The 16,918-nt window shown below is 66.0% G+C and carries 16 protein-coding genes; 6 read left to right on the top strand and 10 right to left on the bottom strand.

All coding sequences use genetic code 11. The annotated features are described in order from the left end of the window. The gene (locus tag Q0309_RS12725) at nt 1-1,560 is read right to left on the bottom strand and encodes an alpha/beta fold hydrolase (protein WP_299441520.1); all 1,560 of its coding nucleotides are present in this window, start codon (nt 1,558-1,560) and stop codon (nt 1-3) included. A gap of 186 nt (nt 1,561-1,746) precedes the next feature. On the opposite strand from Q0309_RS12725, the gene Q0309_RS12730 reads away from it, so the two are divergent. Beyond that, nucleotides 1,747-2,394, top strand: a complete 648-nt coding sequence (locus tag Q0309_RS12730; RefSeq protein ID WP_299441524.1) for an OmpA family protein — start codon at nt 1,747-1,749, stop codon at nt 2,392-2,394. A 519-nt stretch (nt 2,395-2,913) separates the two neighbouring features. Beyond that, entirely contained in the window at nt 2,914-3,378 is a 465-nt protein-coding gene (ptsN, locus tag Q0309_RS12735; protein WP_299441527.1) for a PTS IIA-like nitrogen regulatory protein PtsN, read from the top strand. Nucleotides 3,379-3,473: 95 nt separating this feature from the next. On the opposite strand, the gene Q0309_RS12740 is transcribed toward ptsN, so the two are convergent. The 4 genes from Q0309_RS12740 to hisI form a co-directional block, all read right to left on the bottom strand. Next, on the bottom strand, nt 3,474-4,223 hold the full coding sequence (locus tag Q0309_RS12740; RefSeq protein WP_299441531.1) for a Bax inhibitor-1/YccA family protein: 750 nt from the start codon (nt 4,221-4,223) through the stop codon (nt 3,474-3,476). Between the two features lie 135 nt (nt 4,224-4,358). After that, nucleotides 4,359-5,819 (bottom strand): TrkH family potassium uptake protein, encoded by a 1,461-nt coding sequence (locus Q0309_RS12745; RefSeq protein WP_299441535.1) that lies wholly within the window; start codon nt 5,817-5,819, stop codon nt 4,359-4,361. Nucleotides 5,820-5,899: 80 nt separating this feature from the next. Beyond that, the gene (locus Q0309_RS12750) at nt 5,900-6,958 is read right to left on the bottom strand and encodes a GTP-binding protein (protein ID WP_299441539.1); all 1,059 of its coding nucleotides are present in this window, start codon (nt 6,956-6,958) and stop codon (nt 5,900-5,902) included. Beyond that, nucleotides 6,955-7,395, bottom strand: a complete 441-nt coding sequence (hisI, locus tag Q0309_RS12755; protein ID WP_299441543.1) for a phosphoribosyl-AMP cyclohydrolase — start codon at nt 7,393-7,395, stop codon at nt 6,955-6,957. The genes Q0309_RS12750 and hisI overlap by 4 nt, the downstream gene beginning before the upstream one ends. A 174-nt stretch (nt 7,396-7,569) precedes the next feature. Here hisI and Q0309_RS12760 point away from each other — a divergent pair, with 174 nt between their 5' ends. Next, on the top strand, nt 7,570-8,070 hold the full coding sequence (locus tag Q0309_RS12760; RefSeq protein WP_299441546.1) for a GNAT family N-acetyltransferase: 501 nt from the start codon (nt 7,570-7,572) through the stop codon (nt 8,068-8,070). Nucleotides 8,071-8,497: 427 nt separating this feature from the next. Here the strand turns inward: Q0309_RS12760 and metC are convergent, their stop codons facing one another. Continuing rightward, a complete protein-coding gene (metC, locus tag Q0309_RS12765; protein ID WP_299441549.1) occupies nt 8,498-9,697 on the bottom strand; it encodes a cystathionine beta-lyase in 1,200 nt (399 codons plus the stop codon). Between the two features lie 507 nt (nt 9,698-10,204). On the opposite strand from metC, the gene Q0309_RS12770 reads away from it, so the two are divergent. Further along, nucleotides 10,205-10,489, top strand: a complete 285-nt coding sequence (locus tag Q0309_RS12770; RefSeq protein WP_299441552.1) for a hypothetical protein — start codon at nt 10,205-10,207, stop codon at nt 10,487-10,489. A 139-nt stretch (nt 10,490-10,628) separates the two neighbouring features. Here the strand turns inward: Q0309_RS12770 and sseA are convergent, their stop codons facing one another. The 3 genes from sseA to gloB are packed head-to-tail and all read right to left on the bottom strand — an operon-like array spanning nt 10,629 to nt 13,326. Beyond that, a complete protein-coding gene (gene sseA, locus Q0309_RS12775; protein WP_299441555.1) occupies nt 10,629-11,483 on the bottom strand; it encodes a 3-mercaptopyruvate sulfurtransferase in 855 nt (284 codons plus the stop codon). 38 nt (nt 11,484-11,521) lie between these two features. After that, nucleotides 11,522-12,514: a cysteine synthase A gene (locus Q0309_RS12780; protein WP_299441558.1), complete on the bottom strand. Its 993-nt coding sequence runs from the start codon at nt 12,512-12,514 to the stop codon at nt 11,522-11,524. A 41-nt stretch (nt 12,515-12,555) separates the two neighbouring features. Beyond that, nucleotides 12,556-13,326, bottom strand: coding sequence for a hydroxyacylglutathione hydrolase (gene gloB, locus Q0309_RS12785; RefSeq protein ID WP_299441561.1), 771 nt, complete (start codon nt 13,324-13,326; stop codon nt 12,556-12,558). Between the two features lie 138 nt (nt 13,327-13,464). On the opposite strand from gloB, the gene Q0309_RS12790 reads away from it, so the two are divergent. Then, nucleotides 13,465-14,253 carry a methyltransferase domain-containing protein gene (locus tag Q0309_RS12790; protein WP_299441565.1) on the top strand — a complete coding sequence of 263 codons (789 nt, stop codon included), beginning with the start codon at nt 13,465-13,467 and terminating at the stop codon, nt 14,251-14,253. A gap of 89 nt (nt 14,254-14,342) precedes the next feature. On the opposite strand, the gene Q0309_RS12795 is transcribed toward Q0309_RS12790, so the two are convergent. Further along, nucleotides 14,343-15,536, bottom strand: a complete 1,194-nt coding sequence (locus Q0309_RS12795; RefSeq protein WP_299441568.1) for a GSCFA domain-containing protein — start codon at nt 15,534-15,536, stop codon at nt 14,343-14,345. A 583-nt stretch (nt 15,537-16,119) separates the two neighbouring features. Here Q0309_RS12795 and Q0309_RS12800 point away from each other — a divergent pair. Beyond that, on the top strand, nt 16,120-16,842 hold the full coding sequence (locus tag Q0309_RS12800) for a hypothetical protein (protein ID WP_299441571.1): 723 nt from the start codon (nt 16,120-16,122) through the stop codon (nt 16,840-16,842). Nucleotides 16,843-16,918: the final 76 nt, after the last annotated feature.

The following is a 16,918-nucleotide window of genomic DNA, read 5'->3' on the forward strand; positions in this document are numbered from 1 at the left end:
CTACCCCCCGGTGGTGATGGGGAAGGTCACCGCCACGCACCAGGCGAAGACGAAGGCGCTGGTGATGGCCGCCACCCAGGGGTGATGCGTCCGCCGCCAGCTCCAGGCGCTGAACAGCCCGAAGATGACGAAGAACAGCGCGATGATCGGATAGAGGATGATCAGGAAGAACAGATCGTGCAGCTTCAGGATGATCGCCGGCACCAGCGACAGCATGAAGGCGACCGAGGTGGCAGCATAGCCCCAGCGGGGGCGGGTGGGGCCGCGCGTCACCCACTCATCGACCAGGAAGAAGGGCAGCGTCCCTAGCATCATCACCGGCACCAGCAGCAGGCGCTCTGGCGTCGGGATGAACGACGAGACGAACAGCTCGATGGGTGTGCCCAGGCCGATCATGACGAACGCGCTCAGCAGCACGGTGGCCAGGGCGAGCCGGCCCCAGCGCGTGGGCGGATGGGTCGGCGGGGGCTCCTCGGGCCAGCGGCGGCGGATCCACCACAGCCCCAGGCCGGTCAACAGGCCGTACAGGGCGAAGTGCAGCAGCAGGTAATCCCCCACCAGCACCGGCAGCCAGTCAGTGGGCAAGGGCGCCAGGAGCACCGGCGTGATCAGGGCGGGCCAGATCACCAGCGGCCGCACCCGCCGCCAGGGCAGGGCGGCGCCGACCGGCGCCTCGGCCACGCGCGGCAGCAGCGCCGAGGCCGGCCAGGCCAGCACCACCACCGCCAGCAGCAGGATCAGGATCCACGAGCCCCGTGCCTGCGGCGGCTCGACCGGGGCGTCGGCCCGGCCGAAGGCGTGGTTCAGCCAGTCCACGGCCGCAAGGATGGTGTCCTTGCTGTACAGCACGCCGATGTGCTCGACCCCGGGCGAGATGCGCCACGCCCGCGCCGATCCGTCGGCGAAGTCGCCGTAGGTCTCGCCCGGCTCGGCGGTGGCGCCATCCAGGGGTAGGCTGGCCACCCGCTGGGCCTCGTTGTGGTGCACCCACGGTTCCAGCCCGCCGACCATCACCAGCATGTTGCGGGGTGCGGTGGGCGTGACCGCCGGCGAGTACATGGAGATGGCCACGGTGGCGGCGTAGGCGTCGGGGTCGCTCACGGCCTGGCGGACGATGATGTCGGCGGCCATGGAATGCCCCAGCAGGGCCACGGGATCGTCGCCGCCCGGGGTGAGGGTGCGAGCGTACTCGACGATGCCATCAAGCTGGTTCACCAGGAAAACGGTCGCGCCGGTTTCCACCGTCAGTTCGCCGCCCAGGGGGTCCGGCTGACGCCCGTGGCCCAGGGCGTCGTAGGTGACGGCCGCGTATCCATTGCGGGCCAGGCTGACGGCCAGGGCCTGCATGAGCTGGCGCGAGCCGGCGAAGCCGTGCGCCACCACCACCACCGGCGCGTCCGTGGCGTCCGCGGGGCTGTAGACGGTGACCGGCGTGCGCTCGACCGTGGTGGTGGTGATTTGCAGATCCGCCATCGGCGCCAGCAGGCGCGACAGGGCGAGGGCGATAAGGCCCAGGGTGGCCAGGGCCACCAGGGCCTTGATCAGGGAACGGCGGGCCATGCGGGGGCGTTCTCCGAACGGGCAGGGGATCAGGGGGGCAGGGAGAATACGGCGTTCCCCCTATCGGCAGATTGGCACGTTGCGTCAATCGGGCGAACCGGGCACCATCAATCCTCAATGCGCCGGGGTGCTGGAGCGTCGACTCAAGGCGTCACCGCGCGACCGAAAAAATGGGAGGCACACGAGATGCGTCGATTGATCCTTGCCACCGCCGCCAGCGGCCTGTTGCTGTCGGGCTGCGCGACCCAGGGCGGCGGCTACCACACCGCGCAGGGCGCCGGGTTGGGGGCCTTGGGTGGGGCCGCCGCGGGCGCCGCCGTGGGCGCCGCCGTGGGCGGCAACGTCGGCAACGCCGCCCTGATCGGGGCCGGTATCGGTGTCCTGGCCGGCGGTGCGGCGGGGGCGTATATGGACTCCCAGGAGCAGGCCCTGCGTCAGGACCTGGCCGGGACCAATGTCGACGTGCAGCGTCAGGGCAACGAGGTGGTCCTGGTGATGCCGGCCAACGTCACGTTCGCCGTCGATTCGGCGCGGATCGCGCCCGGTTTTCGGTCATCGCTTGCCAATGTCGCGCAAACGCTGCGGCAAAACCGGCAGAGCACCATCCAGGTTCATGGGCATACGGATGCCACCGGCGACTCGGCCTACAACCAGGACCTGTCGGAACAACGGGCGCGCGCGGTTGTCGAGTTCTTCAAGGCCCAGGGGATCATTCCCGAACGCCTGTACTGGCAGGGCCACGGCGAGACCCAACCCATCGCCACCAATGCGACGCCTCAGGGCCGGCAGATGAACCGCCGGGTCGAGTTGCGAATCGTTCCGTTGACGGCTTGACGCGACGGGCGACCGGCGTTTTTCACTTGCACTCGGGCCGATGCCGACGCAGGGTTCGGGCTCGCTCGCCGGGGCCGCCCGGGGCCGCCCGGGGCCGCCCGGGGCCATCCGGGGCCGGTGGGCGAGGTGGCAAGGGGGGACCAAGCGTGATCGATCGGCGCCACGCCGGCTCATGTTTGGGCACGCATCCCGCGCGGTGCCAGGGGCAGCGACGGCCTTCGGTGCCGGAGTCCGCCGAACGCCCGATGGGCCGGCCCGCGGGTGGGGTCGGGACACCGATGGGACATCGAAACGTCTTGCCGTGGCAACCATGAACGCGCATCTGTAACACTTGTCCGGGACGAATGTCCTCGGCGACAGTCGTGGCCCCGCTGTTCGGCACTGGCCGACGGGCGCCGTTTGGTCCGCTGACCCGGTCGTTCGGGGCTGGGCGGGCTGGCGACGGGGCCCTCGCTTCCGAAGGGGCATCCCCCGGTGAGAGGGGGGACCGGACCCATCATCTTTTCCGGAAGGACGGAGATGGACATCAGCGATCTGGTCACGCCGGACGGCGTGATGGTTCCCTTGAAGGTCTCCAGCAAGAAGCAAGCCTTGCAGGCCATGGCGCGGTGCGCGGCGCACGTCACGGGCCTGGATGAACGGGCCATCTTCGATGTGCTGCTGGAGCGTGAGCGCCTGGGCACCACCGGTGTCGGCAACGGCATCGCCATTCCGCACGGGCGGCTGGCCAGCCTGAAGACCATGCACGGTGTGTTTGCCCGCCTGGCCCGGCCGATCAACTTCGAGTCCATCGACGAGCAGCCGGTGGATCTGATCTTCCTGCTGCTGGCGCCGGACACGGCCGGCGCGGACCACCTGAAGGCGCTCGCGCGGGTCTCGCGCCTGCTGCGCGACCGGTCCATGTGCGAAAAGCTGCGCGGCACGGACACCCCGGAGGCGCTGTACGGCCTGCTGATCTCCAACCGCGCCAGCCAAGCCGCCTGATCAAGGCGACATCTTCTCGGAACGAAAACGCCCCGGACTTTGCGGTCCGGGGCGTTCGTCGTCGCAGGGGCTGGCCCGAGGGGCCGGGCGATCGCCTATTCGCGGTTCCCCAGGAAGAACAGCAGGAACTGCAGCAGGTTGATGAAGTTGATGTACAGCGACAGGGCCGCCCAGGTGGCCGACTTCGACAACGTCTGATCGTCCAGCGAGGCGCTGTACTCTTCCTTGATGCGCTGGGTGTCATAGGCGATCAGGCCGGAGAACACCAGCACGCCGATGCCGCTGATGACGAACTGCAGCATCGTGCTTTGCAGGAACAGGTTGACGATCATCGCGATGACCAGACCGAACACGCCCATGATCAGGAAGCTGCCCATGCCGGACAGGCTCCGCTTGGTCGTGTAGCCGTACAGGCTCAGCGCGGCGAAGGCGGCGGCGGTGATGAAGAACACCCGGACGACGCTGGCGTCGGTGTAGACCTGTAGCAGGATCGACAGGCCGATGCCCTGCAGCGTCACGAACAGCCAGTACAGGCCCTGCGTGGCGGCGGCGCTGGCCGAGCGCATCATGAACATCGCGCCGAACAAGATGATCAGCGGCGACCACATGCCGATCATGCCCAGCAGGGTCATGCCGGCGACCTGTCCGTCGACGGTGACATAGAACAGGGACTGAATTGCCGGCACGGTGTCGATCAGCAGCGCGACGATGCCAGACAGCACCAGGCCGGATGCCATCAGGTTGTAAACCCGCAGCATGTGTGAGCGAAGGCCGGCGTCGACCTCGGCCGCGTCGGCCGCGCTCCCGCCCATGCTCACGTAACGACGATCGGTGTTGAGAGCCATGTTTGCACCTCTGATGAAGAACGGAATGCTCGTAATATGGAGAAACCGGGCCTGGAATCAACGCGAAACCGTCCAAGGTGACGTCGATTTCATCTTTGCTCCGGGGTCCCTCCGGCGGCCCTGTCCGCCCCGTTTTTAATCTCTCCAGAACCGGGGCAGGAAAAGCACCAGAACCGCGAACAGTTCCAATCGGCCCAGAAGCATTCCGGCCGACAACAGCCACTTGGCGGTGTCGGGCAGGGTCGAGAAGTTGCCCGCCGGGCCGATGATGTCCCCCATGCCCGGCCCGACGTTGGAGATCGCCGTGGCCGCGCCCGACAGGGCCGTCACGAAGTCCAACCCCGTCAGGCCCAGCAGCATGGCCAGGAAGGCGACAGACAGCGCGTACATGAAAAAGAACGCCATGACCGCCTCGGGCACGCCCGCCTGGATCGGTTTTTTGTTGTAGGTGGGGATGAACACGCCGTTCGGCTGCAGCAGGCGGCGCAACTGGATGGTCGCCATGGAGGCCAGGATCTGGAACCGGAACACCTTGATGCCGCACGAGGTGGACCCGGCGCAGCCGCCCACGAACATCAGGCAGAACAGCACCGCCACGGGCGCGCCACCGGCCATGCCGCCCCACTGCCAATAGTCGGCCGTGGCGTAGCCGGTGCCGGTCATAACTGAAACGGTGTTGAACGCCGCGTAGCGCAGCGCGTTGGGCGCGTCCATGCCGGCATCGCGCCACAGCCACCAGGCGACGACCAGCACCCCCATCGCCGCCGTGCCGAGGAACCACTGAACCTGGGTGTCGCGGAGCAGCAGGCGCGGCCGCCCCCGCACGGCCTGGAAATAGAGCAGGAACGGGATCGACCCCACCAGCATCCCGGCCGTCACGATCCAGTCCACCCCGGCCGAACGGAAATGCCCGACCGAGGCGTCGCGGGTGGAATAGCCGCCCGTGGCGATGGTGGTCATGGCGTGCACCGTCGCCTCCAGTGGCGCCATGCCGACGGTGTACAGCATCACCGCCCAGGCCAGGGTCAGGGCCAGATAGATGGAGACCAGCGCCGTGGCCAGGCCGGCGGCGCGCGGCAGCACCTTCTCCTGCGTTTCGAACGCCTCGACCCGAAACATCTGCATCCCGCCGACGCGCAGCATGGGCATCACGGTCAGGGCCATGATGATGATCCCCAACCCGCCCAGCCATTGCAGCACGCCGCGCCACAGCAGCAACCCCGGCGGCATCAGGTCCAGCCCGGTCATGACGGTCGAGCCGGTGGTGGTGATGCCCGACATGGCCTCGAAAAAGGCGTCGGTGTAGCTGATGTCCGGGTCGGCCAGCACGAACGGCACGGCGGCGAACCCGGGTAGCACGATCCAACTCACCGTGGTCATCAGAAAGGCCTGGCGGATGCTCAGGCGCAGTTGGCCGGTGCGATTGGACAGGACCAGCAGCACGCCAACGAACAAGGTCAACGCCGACGATACCAGGAACACCACCCAGTCCGGGTTGCCATAGGCGAAGTCCACCAGCGCCGGGACCATCATCCCGCACGCCAGCACGGACACCAGAAAGCCGATGAACAGCAGGATCGGACGATGATCGAGCACGCGAAAGCCCCTGCACCCCAACGGGACGGTGCGTCACCATGGCCCCAAGTGGCCGGTCGGCGCAACCGGCGCCGAGCGTGTCACGACTCCGGTTTGGCGCTCAGGACCGCGTCCAGCACGCGCCGCACCGCCTCTTGGCCTAGGTCGCGGGTGATGAACACCAGCCGGGTGCGGTGGTCCTCTGCCCCGGTCGCCGGGTCGACCGGCCACGCCGGCAGCAGCGACGGAGGGTGGAAGATGTGCTGCACCCCGTGCAGGGCCAGCGGGGTCTCGCAGTCGCGGGCGTTGACGATGCCCTTCAGGCGCAAGAGGTCGGCGCCCCGGCTTGCCGCCAGCAGTTCGAGCCCCGTGATCAGGGCATTCCAGTCCAACGGGTCGTCAAAGGTCAGGCAGAACGCGGTGATGCGGTCGTCGTGACGGTTGAGGTCGTGATTGTGGTGGTGATGGTCGTGGCCGGCGGGCTCTCGCGTCGCGAGCGCTTCGTCGCGCAACCATGCGGCCACGTCCGGGTGCTTGCCGGTGACGCCGAACAGGCCGCATCCGAGGATCTCGGCTGGATCCACCCGGCCGTGCTCGGCCCGCAGGCGCGGCGCGCCCGGGTTGAGCGTCGCCAAGCGCGCCTCAAGACCGGCGATGGCCTCCGCCGTGGCCAGATCGGCCTTGCTGAGCACCAGGCGGTCGGCCACGGCGGCCTGTTTCACCGCCTCGGTCTGGCAGTTCATCGTCTCCGCGCCGTGAACGGCGTCCACCACCGTGACCACGCCGTCGAGCCGGTAGTGGGCGCCGATCAACGGATCGCTCATCAGCGTGTGCAGGATGGGCGCCGGGTCGGCCAGCCCCGTGGTCTCGATCAGCACGCGTTCGAACGCGTCGATCTCCTGGCGCACGCGCTTCAGGAACAGATCGCGCAACACCGTCACCATGTCGCCGCGCACCGAGCAGCACAGGCACCCCGCGTTCAGCAGCACGATGTCCTCGTCCACGTGACGCACCAGCAGGTGGTCCAGGCCGACCTCGCCGAACTCGTTGACCAGCACGGCCGTGCGCGCCATGTCCGGGTGCGACAGAAGGTGGTTGAGCAGCGTCGTCTTGCCGGCGCCGAGAAAGCCGGTCAGGACGGTGACGGGCAGGGTGCTCATGGTGCCTTGGGTCCGTACAGGGCCTCGGGGTCGGCCTCGGGCGCCATGATTTCCACCAACGCGCCGCCCGCCTGGGCCTCGCGGTAGAAGCAGGTCCGCCGTCCGGTGTGGCAGGCGACCCCGACCTGATCGACCAGCAGCAAGAGCGTGTCTCCGTCGCAGTCCACGCGCAGCGCTTTCAAGGTCTGCACCTGGCCGGACGTCTCGCCCTTGCGCCACGGCTTGCCGCGCGAGCGCGACCAGTAGCACACGCGGCCCGTCTCCAGCGTTTCGGCGATGGTCTCGCTGTTCATCCAGGCCATCATCAGCACCTCGCCGGTGTCGTGCTGCTGGGCGATGGCCGGCACCAGGCCGTCGGTGGTGAAGCGGATGGCGTCGAACACGGCGGCGCTGTCGGCGCCATTATCCGTGGCTGGGTCAGTGGCTGGGGCGGTCATGGCGGTGGGGCCTTTGACAGGGATCGTTGAGCGGTGGGCGGGTCAGGTGTACCCTGCATGGGAAGATCGCTCCGTCAAGAGGGCGCCACGGTGGGGGAAACCGTCCGGACGGGAGGCGAGGGTATCGCCCCCCGGGGGCCGGTTGGTGGCGCTTCCCCGACCCATGAGGCGCCCATGGACCAGCCATCCCACTCCTCCTCCGCCAGGGATCCCGTCGGCAGCACGCTGCTGTTCCGCGAGGCGCGGCGCGCCGACCTGCCGGCGCTGGTCGCCCTGCTGGCCGACGACATGCTCGGCCGCACGCGTGAAAGCGCCGACCTGCCGCTGCACCCCGACTATGACGCGGCGTTCGACGCCATCATGGCCGCCCCCGACAACCGCCTGATCGTCGTCGAGCGCAACAGCGCCGTGGTGGCCTTCTGCCAGCTCATCATCGTGCCCTACCTGAGCCGACGCGGGTCGCGCCGGGCGGAGGTCGAAAGCGTGCACGTGCGCAGCGACCTGCGCGGCCAGGGCATTGGTGGCGCCATGATGGCCCACGTGGCGGCGCTGGCGCGGGCCTCCGGCTGCGGGGTCCTGCAGCTGACCAGCGACCGGCGGCGCGAGGACGCCCGGCGCTTTTACGAACGCATCGGGTTCGAGGCCAGCCACGTGGGGATGAAGTTGACGCTGTAGATTGGCGAGGGGAGTCCGGGGGTATCGGATACACACATCTTTCCCTGCCAAGCTGGGGACCTCAGCCCCCGCGGAAACGAGACGCGTCATTGCGAACCCTCGTCACAAGACGAGGGTGAAGCAAAGCAGAGCGTAAAACGCAAATATCCGCCCTGGATTGCCCCAGTTTGGGTTTTTGGGCTTCGCTCCTCGCAATGACGAGAAAGCTCGTAGGGTGCGTCTGACCGCCGCGACTGCGGCGGGCGACGCACCGCCGCGCGGCCGTCGCGACCATTCGGTGCGTCGTCGGCGGCTTCGCCGCCTCCAGACGCACCCTACGGCTTTGGGATACATGTATCACCCAACGGCACCTGCCGGACTCCTCCTCCATTTATGGGGGAGGCTGGGAGGGGGTTCGGGCGGAAAACCGTGCCGTCAGCGCCGGCTTCTACCCAGCCGCCAGCATCCGCTGGAACCCGGCCTTCAGGTCGGCGATCAGGTCGACCGGGTCCTCCAGGCCGATGTGCAGGCGCAGCACCGGTCCGTCGTGGGTCCAGGGGCTGGCGGTGCGGGTGATCGCCGTCGTGGTGTCCAGGATCAGGCTTTCGTAGCCGCCCCAGCTGAACCCCATGCGGAACAGCCGCATCCCATCGAGCATGGCGGCCACGGCCTCGCGACTCGGTCCCCGTTTCAACAGCACGCCGAACAGGCCGCTGGCGCCGGTGAAGTCGCGCCGCCACAGGGTGTGGCCGGGGTCGTCCGGCAGGGCCGGGTGCAGCACGCGGGCCACCTCCGACCAGCTTTGCAGCCAGCGGGCCACCGCCACCCCGTTCGCCTCGTGCTGGCGCAGCCGGACGCCCAGGGTCCGCAGCCCGCGCAGCCCCAGGTAGGCCTCGTCCGCCCCGACCGCGTGGCCGATCTGGCCGGCGGTCGCCTTCACCTGCTCGAACAGCGCCCGGTCGGTCATGGTGATGGTGCCGAGCATGGCGTCTGAGTGGCCAACAATGTACTTGGTGGCCGCCTGGATCGACAGGTCCACGCCGTGCTCGAACGGCCGGAACAGCAGCGGCGTGGCCCATGTGTTGTCCAGCACCGCGACGGCGCCGGCCTCGTGCGCGGCGGCGGCGATGGCCGGAACGTCCTGCATCTCGAACGTCAGCGAGCCTGGCGATTCCATGAAAATCACCCGGGTCTGCGGTTCGATCATGTCTCGTATGCCGCTCCCGATGAGGGGGTCGTAATAGGTTGTTCGGACTCCCATGTTACGAAGGATCGTGTCGCAGAAACTGCGGGTCGGCCAGTAGACGGAGTCGACCATGAGCAGGTGGTCCCCACTCTTGAGCAGGGCCATCAGGGCGCACGAGACCGCCGCCATGCCCGACCCGACCGACACGCACCACCGCCCGCCCTCAAGGTCCGCGACGGCGGCGTCGAGTGCTTTGGTGGTGGGGGTGCCATAGCGGCCGTAATAGACGTCGTCGAACCGCCGGCCCTGCTTCGCCTTCAGGTCCGCCACGGTCGGAAAGGTGACGGTGGAGACATGGTAGACGGGCGGATTGACCGCGCCATGATGCTGGCGCGGATCGTGGCCGACATGGACGATCCGCGTGTCGGCGCGGTCTTCTGACGGGGGTTTCGGCTCGCTCATGGACGGGACTCTGCGTCGGGGCGGGGGACCATGGAACCACCATCCGGCATCGGCGGTGCCCGCGCAAGGGCAAGGACGGATGGCGGGGCCGCGTCGGGATGTACCACTCGAAAGGAGGGGTGACATCCTCCTTTAGAAGGAAGGGGCGGACCTTTAGTGGGGTTTACTTTCGATATAGGGCTTTTCGCGATGCGTCCGACCCTATCGACAGAACGTATCGCGAAAAATCATAACGAGGGTGAAACTTCGTGCCGTTGTGGTCCTGATGGATCGCCTTGAGACCATGGGGTTGTACTTTCGTGCGACCGTGTCGTTTTCGCACCATTTGGTATATGCCCTCTGTAACATCACATAGTCCTGGACAAGCGTGAGCCCACGGGATAATGTTGCAATGCAATAAGCCAGTGAGCCGTGCGTCGGGGATATGACCAAGGGGCATCCGCTAAAACGGCCGAGACCACGAGGTGAAACGTCCTTGGTGTAGAAACCCAAGGGTGGAGCTTGAAGATGAACCACACACCGACGTCATATCACGCGTTCAACCTGTTCACGCTGACGATGGAGAGCCGCTATGGCGCCCGTTGGCGGGAGGCTGTCGCCCCGGAGACCATCGCCGTGATGGCCGACGAGATCGCGCTCGGCTTTGGCGGTGCCGCCGAGACCCCCACCAGCACGTCGTCCGGGGGCAGCGCGCCCACCGTGTGGCGTCTGCCCGACGGCTCGCGCGTGCGCACTGGCCGCTTCGGCCTGAAGATGGAACTGGAGGACGAGAGCCACCTGGCCGCCGGCTAAGGCCCGCACACCGGCCACTGGCTTGCACAAGACCTCCCTTGCACAAAACCTCCATGGCTTAGGGCCTTGGAGCCGAGACAACACCCGCCCCGGAGTCATGACGACGCCGGGGCGGATGTCGTTTGGACGCCCTGACGCCCTACCGCTCGACCGGCAGATCGGCGCGGTCGCCCCACTCGGCCCACGACCCGTCGTAGACGGCGACGCGGTCATGGCCGATCAGGTGCAGGGCCAGCGCGGAATAGCACGCCGTCACGCCCGACCCGCACGACGTCACGACCGGCCGTGCCGGATCGACTCCGGCCGCCTGGAAATGGGCCGCGATGGCGTCGGGCGGCGCCATTTCGTTGAACGGGCCGTGCTGAAGATCGGCGAAGGGGGCGTTCAACGCCCCGGGCATGTGGCCGAGCCGGGCAACCGAGCGCGGCTCGGGCGCCGCGCCGCGAAAGCGCTCGGCCGAGCGCACGTCCAGCACCTGCGCGGCGCCGGTCTCCAGGGCGGCCCGCACGGCCTCGGCGTCGGCCATCAGGGCGGCGTTGATCCGGGGCGTGAAGTGCCGGCGCGTGACGTGCGGCGGACGGTCGTCGACCGGCCGGCCCTCGGCCTGCCACTTGGGCAGCCCGCCGTCCAGCACCGAGACGTCCTCGTGCCCGAACACCCGGAACATCCACCATACCCGGGCGGCGGCACAGGCGCCGCCGACGTGGTCATAGACGACGATGCGGTGCCCGTCGCCGAGCCCCAGGTCGCGCACCCGCGACGAGAACACCTCCGGCGGGGGCATCATGTGCGGCAGCGACGAGGCTGGATCGGCGACGCGGTCGATGTCGAAGAACACCGCGCCGGGGATGTGGGCGCGGGCGGACTCCTCCGCCGGATCGCGCGGATCGCCGGGCATGAAGTGGCGGGCGTCGACGACGCGGACGTCGGGCGCGTCCAGGTGGTCGGCCAGCCAATCGGTGGTGACCAGGGCGCCGGAAGCGGGTGACGGCATGGGCAGGTCTCTCAATGGTGGGCGGGGGAGGCGCGGTGTCAGGCGGCCGGCTCCAGCCACGGCGGTGTCGGCAGGCCCTTCTCGCGCAGGAAATCGGGATTGTAGATCTTGGACTGATAGCGGGCCCCCGTGTCGCACAGGATGGTGACGACGGTGTGGCCCGGTCCGAGCGTTTCGGCCACCCGCATGGCGGCGGCGACGTTGATCCCGGACGAGCCGCCCAGCACCAGGCCGTCGTGGCGGACCATCTCGAACAGCGCGCCCAGGGCCTCGGTGTCAGAGATTCGCACGGCGTTGTCGAGGGGGGCGCCCTCCAGATTGGCGGTCACCCGGCCCTGGCCGATGCCCTCGGTGATGGAACTGCCCTCGGCGCGCGGCGTGCCTTCGGTGATCCAGGCGAACAGGCCGGAGCCGTGCGGATCGGCCAGCACCGTGCGGATGGCCGGATCGTGCGCCTTCAGCGCCAGGGCGACGCCGGCCAAAGTGCCGCCGGTGCCGACGGCGCAGGTGAAGGCGTCGATTCGGCCGCCGGTCTGGCGCAGGATCTCGGGGCCGGTGGTGCGCCGGTGCGCCTCGCGGTTGGCGGGGTTGTCGAACTGGTTGGCCCAAAAGCCGCCGATCTCCTCCGCCAGCCGGCGCGAGACATGGATGTAGTTCCCCGGGTCCTTGTAGGGTTTCGCCGGCACCAGCCGCAGGTCGGCGCCGCACAGGCGCAAGGTGTCCTTCTTCTCCTGGCTCTGCGTCTCCGGCATGACAATGACCGTGCGGTAGCCAAGCGCGTTGCCCACCAGGGTCAGGCCGATGCCCGTGTTGCCCGCCGTGCCTTCGACGATCGTGCCGCCGGGTTTGAGCAGCCCCTTGGCCTCGCCATCGCGCACCAGAGCCAGGGCGGCGCGGTCCTTGACCGATCCGCCCGGGTTGAGGAACTCGGCCTTGCCGAGGATGGTGCAGCCCGTTTGCGCCGAGGGCCAGGACAGGCGGATCAGGGGGGTATTGCCGATGGCGGACAGGAAGCCGTCTCGGATGTCCATGGCGTGGGCCTCGGTGTATGGAGGGCGAGAGGGGAGGGCGGTCAGAATCGGTCCTTGCGGCCCCGGATGTCGGCCAGCACGGTCACCGGATCGGCGCCGGCCAGGCCCAGGCGATCCGCCAGGGCCGGGTCGTCGGCGCGCAGGAAGGGATTGGCGGCGATCTCGTCGCCCAGCACCGACGGCACGCTCGGCCGTCTCGTCGCCCGCAGACCCTCGACGTCCTCGGCGCGGGCCTTCAAGGCGGCATTGTCCGGGTCCACGGACAGGGCGAAGCGGATGTTGGACTGGGTGTATTCGTGCGCGCAATAGACGCGCGTATCCGCCGGCAGGTCCCGCAGGGTCGACAGGGCGCGCCACATCTGTGCCGGCGAGCCCTCGAACAGCCGCCCGCAGCCGATCGAGAACAGTGTGTCGCCGCAGAACAATGCCTTGGAGTCCTTAAACCAATAGGCGATGTGGCCGACCGTGTGGCCCGGGGTATCGAACACGCGCGCCTCCTGGTCGCCCAACCGCACCGAATCGCCGTCCACGACGCCCACGTCCAGGCCGGGAATGCGCCGGGCGTCATTGCGATTGCCGATCACGGTGCAGCCGGTGGCGCGCTTGACCTCTGGAATGCCGCCGGTGTGGTCGTGGTGGTGGTGGGTAACGAGCACATGCGTCAGGCGCCAGCCGCGCTGCTCGACGGCGTCCAGCACCGGTCCCGCCACGGCCGGATCGACCGCCGCCGTCTCGCCGCTGTCGGGCTCGTGCAGCAGGTGGACGTAGTTGTCGTTCAGGACGGGCACCAGGTCGATGATCAGGGCGGCCATGGTCGGGGTCCTCCAATGCGTCGGGCAATGCGTTGTGTGGTGTTCCCTGGTGACGACGGATGTCGTTTCCATATAGACTCCAAAGCCATCGGTCGCCACCCGTCGGGTGGCGCGCCCGTCACGGCGAGGAACCGCGCCATGCGAGCCGACGTTATCGACCTGCGCGATTTCTACGACAGCCCGCTGGGCGAGGCCGCCCGTCTCCAGATCAGCCGGCGGGTGCGCGAGATCTGGCCCGATACCCGGGGCGAGCGGGTGCTGGGGCTGGGCTATGCCGTGCCCTACCTTGACCCGTTCCTCGACGAGGCGGAGCGGGTGATCGCCGCCATGCCGCCGTCGCAGGGGGTTCTGCGCTGGCCGTCCGGCGGGCGCAATCTGACCGTGCTCGCCGACGAGACCGAACTGCCGCTGCCCGATCAATCCATTGACCGCATCCTGCTGGTGCACGGCCTGGAGGGGCTGGACCAGACCAATGCCGCCCTGCGCGAGCTCTGGCGGGTGCTGACCGAGGCCGGCCGGCTGCTCATTGTCGTGCCCAACCGGCGCGGGCTGTGGGCGCGCATGGAACGCAGCCCGTTCGCCAACGGCCGGCCCTATTCCAGCGGCCAGCTCGACACGCTGTTGCGGGCCAACCTGTTTACTCCGGGGGCGCGCACCACCGCCCTGTTCACTCCGCCGACGCGGGCGGCCATGCTGAAGTCCGCCGGGCCGATGATCGAACGCCTGGGCACGCGTTGGTTCGCGGGGGTCTCGGGCGTGCTGCTGGTCGAGGCCAGCAAGCAGATCCACGCCCTGCCGCTGACGCGGGAGGCGCGCCGCGCCCGACTGCGGGCGCCCGAGGTGGCGTTGCCCGGCCTGCGCCCCGGCGCTGTGGCGGCGGAACGGCGGGTGGTGGACCTGACCGAACACCGCCGCCCGGTGCGGTGAGACATCGTCCCGCTTTGGGCGCGTTTCGGTGAGCGGTGCGCGGAACCGGTCTTCAAGTTTTGCGGAGTTGATCAAAAAACCAAGCGGGACTACCCGATTCCCTCTAAAGCCCACGGACAGTAAGACTCGATAAAAAGAGAGCAAATAAGTTCGACGACGCTCTTGTTCACATGGCGCGGATGGCCGTCGTCATTGGCAAAGCTGCCTTCTCCCATGGCAGCAGCAATCTGTGTCACAATCTCATAGCTCGGAAAGTACTCAATATCTGGATTTTTTTCGGCAGCCAGGGCGATCGCATACCGAACAATAGCTTTGGATATGGCGTTCGCCTCGAAAACAGTGTACTCTGACGCCGTTCCCTCGAGCGGCACCGGAGAAAGAGTGATAAACATCCGTGTATCGGGGTTTGTTTCTTTCATTCTCCTAACCCCATCAACTACGGTATTTGCTATCGAATCGGGTGTCGCAAAGTTGGACAGTTTCCCCGATTTTTTGTTTTCCCCAATCTCCTTTTTTAGAATCTTTATTTCCGCGAAGCCGAGTGTCAGTATGAAGCAAATCTTGTTTTCACTTATGTATTTCGCGAACTCTTTGCGTTGCATCCAAATTGAAAACTGTACGTCAGCCGGGTTTTCCTCGCCCAAACTCAAATGCGCGCTTGGAAGCCCTAGGCCATTCAAAGTGTTATGAATATTCTGCGCAAAACACGTGCCCATGACGACAAACTGTGTGTCCCGCGAAAGAAAATTCTCAGCGTTGACATTCAGGTGGAGTTGAGTCCGTAGGTACTCACGTGAGTTGAGTTGCTGTCGGGCTCTGGGATACCAACTGTTCTTTGTTCTTTTTAGGAGTCGGATCTTTTTATCGTAGTTCTTTAGAACCTCTTCCCCCAATCCGAGTCCTTCCATTTGCGACTTAAGGCGGCCACCAGAGGTTCCGGCATCTTCCCCGTCCCGCAGACAATAAGACCAATGTTCGGCGAGGGCCTCCATTAAGCCCAGGCGTGGGTCACAAACATCCGTGAGGAGGATCAGAAGGTGCGCAACCGCCCAATTATACACAAGGCTATTTTCATCATACTTGTTTATCAGGAGGTTCAATACAAGAAAATCTTTGTTGTAGGCCTCTCTGACGCCGGCCTTGGCAGACTTAATAAAACCAGAATTCAGAGTTTCAATTGAAAGAGGGTTCTCGCCATGCTCAGCAGACAATGAATCCAACTTCAATGGAAAACAGTCCCCAGACAGCATTTGGGAGATAAATGTTTTGCCGACATAGGGCATGATGACCCCCTTGCAGAGAAAGGCTTTTTCACTTGCCTTCGGGAGAGGCGCGGTCTGGTAGGCTGGGACAGTGCTCTGGGAGAACATTCTTGGGTTTGCCGGAGCCAAGTGAACAAGCCGGCTCCGCAAAGGGATCAGGGCTTGGGGCGTCAACACCAACCGAAGAATGGCCGAATGCGCCACTTCGTCGCCCCGTGTTTTCGCACCCCAGGCACACGAAACCGTCGCCCGACCTATGGGCAATGACAGGACAACCCGAAACAGCGATCTGATCGTACCATCAGCGCCCCACTGCCGCAAACCAATACTACCTTAGAGCGGTTTGACCAGGGACAATGCAAACGTAAGTAATGAAGGGTGGCGCAATCAATGCCTCGGGACCGCTCCCGCTTTTCACAAGGCGGGACCGGAACGCCGCGGGAACGGGAAAAGGATGCGCCTCCTACGGCCACGCGTTTGGAGCGGCGGTCGCCCGCCATGAGGTGGCAGGCGAGTCACCATCAAAACGCCCCGCCGGCTGGCTTTTCTTGGCTTGCATCCTAATGGTGAGCTATTAAACTGTTTCTAATGGAAGGTGGCGCTTATGAACAAGAAGCGGATTTCTTTCGACGGCAAAACGGTCGCCCTGTTGGTGCGCGGGAAGCTCGGCCCTGACCATTCTCCCGGAGTCCTGGAGCAGCACGCGGACGTTGCTTTGCCGGATGGAACACCGATGGGATTCTTCGGTGAAGGGTCTGGCGATTCGTCGGGGAGCCGTGGACGATCATCAATCGGCTCAGGAGAGTCATCAGGATCGTCACAATCTTCCGGATCGGCTTCAAGCTTTTTCAGAAGCACCGGAATGGGGTTGGACGGCCAAGTTTATGACTATGCGGAGTTAAAAACGAAGAGAAAAAACTACGTCGACATTGAAACCGCTGTTGAAAGTGGCACTATAACCACTGTTTTGGTCGTAAATGTGACTAGAGAGCAGGCAGATAAGTTTAAGAAATACTGGATGATGACGGACAAGGCTCCGCCAACGTTCAATATACTTGGAGGCAATTGCTCAACGCGAGCCTCCGATTCGTTTATCTACAGCGGTATTCTGTCCCGGAAAATTCCCGGCCTGGATACACCGGACAACCTCTATGAGCAGCTTGTGGATTCGAAAGCGCAGACAACATCCTACACCGGGTACGTCGGCTTCAAGAAGGCGGCGAGCGTTGGCGACAGCAAAGCCAAATACTATATCGAGTATAAGCCCTATACTCATACGGCTGATGTCAACACGCCAAACCGCAACTCAAAATCGTCATCGAGTTGATGTCATGAACGATAGGATAGGGCGGTGTTGGGCTCGAGGGCCCATTGGGTTTTTTGTTGCGTTGTCCGTTTTGTTC

Origin of the sequence: uncultured Rhodospira sp. (assembly GCF_937138205.1) — a bacterium.
In the GTDB taxonomy this organism is placed as follows: Bacteria; Pseudomonadota; Alphaproteobacteria; order Rhodospirillales; family Rhodospirillaceae; genus Rhodospira.

Bases quoted from the DNA above. Each gene is read 5' to 3' on its own strand.
- Q0309_RS12725 (WP_299441520.1), bottom strand. From the start codon at position 1,560: ATGGCCCGCCGTTCCCTGATCAAGGCCCTGGTGGCCCTGGCCACCCTG.
- Q0309_RS12730 (WP_299441524.1), top strand. From the start codon at position 1,747: ATGCGTCGATTGATCCTTGCCACCGCCGCCAGCGGCCTGTTGCTGTCG.
- ptsN (WP_299441527.1), top strand. From the start codon at position 2,914: ATGGACATCAGCGATCTGGTCACGCCGGACGGCGTGATGGTTCCCTTG.
- Q0309_RS12740 (WP_299441531.1), bottom strand. From the start codon at position 4,223: ATGGCTCTCAACACCGATCGTCGTTACGTGAGCATGGGCGGGAGCGCG.
- Q0309_RS12750 (WP_299441539.1), bottom strand. From the start codon at position 6,958: ATGAGCACCCTGCCCGTCACCGTCCTGACCGGCTTTCTCGGCGCCGGC.
- hisI (WP_299441543.1), bottom strand. From the start codon at position 7,395: ATGACCGCCCCAGCCACTGACCCAGCCACGGATAATGGCGCCGACAGC.
- Q0309_RS12760 (WP_299441546.1), top strand. From the start codon at position 7,570: ATGGACCAGCCATCCCACTCCTCCTCCGCCAGGGATCCCGTCGGCAGC.
- metC (WP_299441549.1), bottom strand. From the start codon at position 9,697: ATGAGCGAGCCGAAACCCCCGTCAGAAGACCGCGCCGACACGCGGATC.
- Q0309_RS12770 (WP_299441552.1), top strand. From the start codon at position 10,205: ATGAACCACACACCGACGTCATATCACGCGTTCAACCTGTTCACGCTG.
- sseA (WP_299441555.1), bottom strand. From the start codon at position 11,483: ATGCCGTCACCCGCTTCCGGCGCCCTGGTCACCACCGATTGGCTGGCC.
- Q0309_RS12780 (WP_299441558.1), bottom strand. From the start codon at position 12,514: ATGGACATCCGAGACGGCTTCCTGTCCGCCATCGGCAATACCCCCCTG.
- gloB (WP_299441561.1), bottom strand. From the start codon at position 13,326: ATGGCCGCCCTGATCATCGACCTGGTGCCCGTCCTGAACGACAACTAC.
- Q0309_RS12790 (WP_299441565.1), top strand. From the start codon at position 13,465: ATGCGAGCCGACGTTATCGACCTGCGCGATTTCTACGACAGCCCGCTG.
- Q0309_RS12795 (WP_299441568.1), bottom strand. From the start codon at position 15,536: ATGCCCTATGTCGGCAAAACATTTATCTCCCAAATGCTGTCTGGGGAC.
- Q0309_RS12800 (WP_299441571.1), top strand. From the start codon at position 16,120: ATGAACAAGAAGCGGATTTCTTTCGACGGCAAAACGGTCGCCCTGTTG.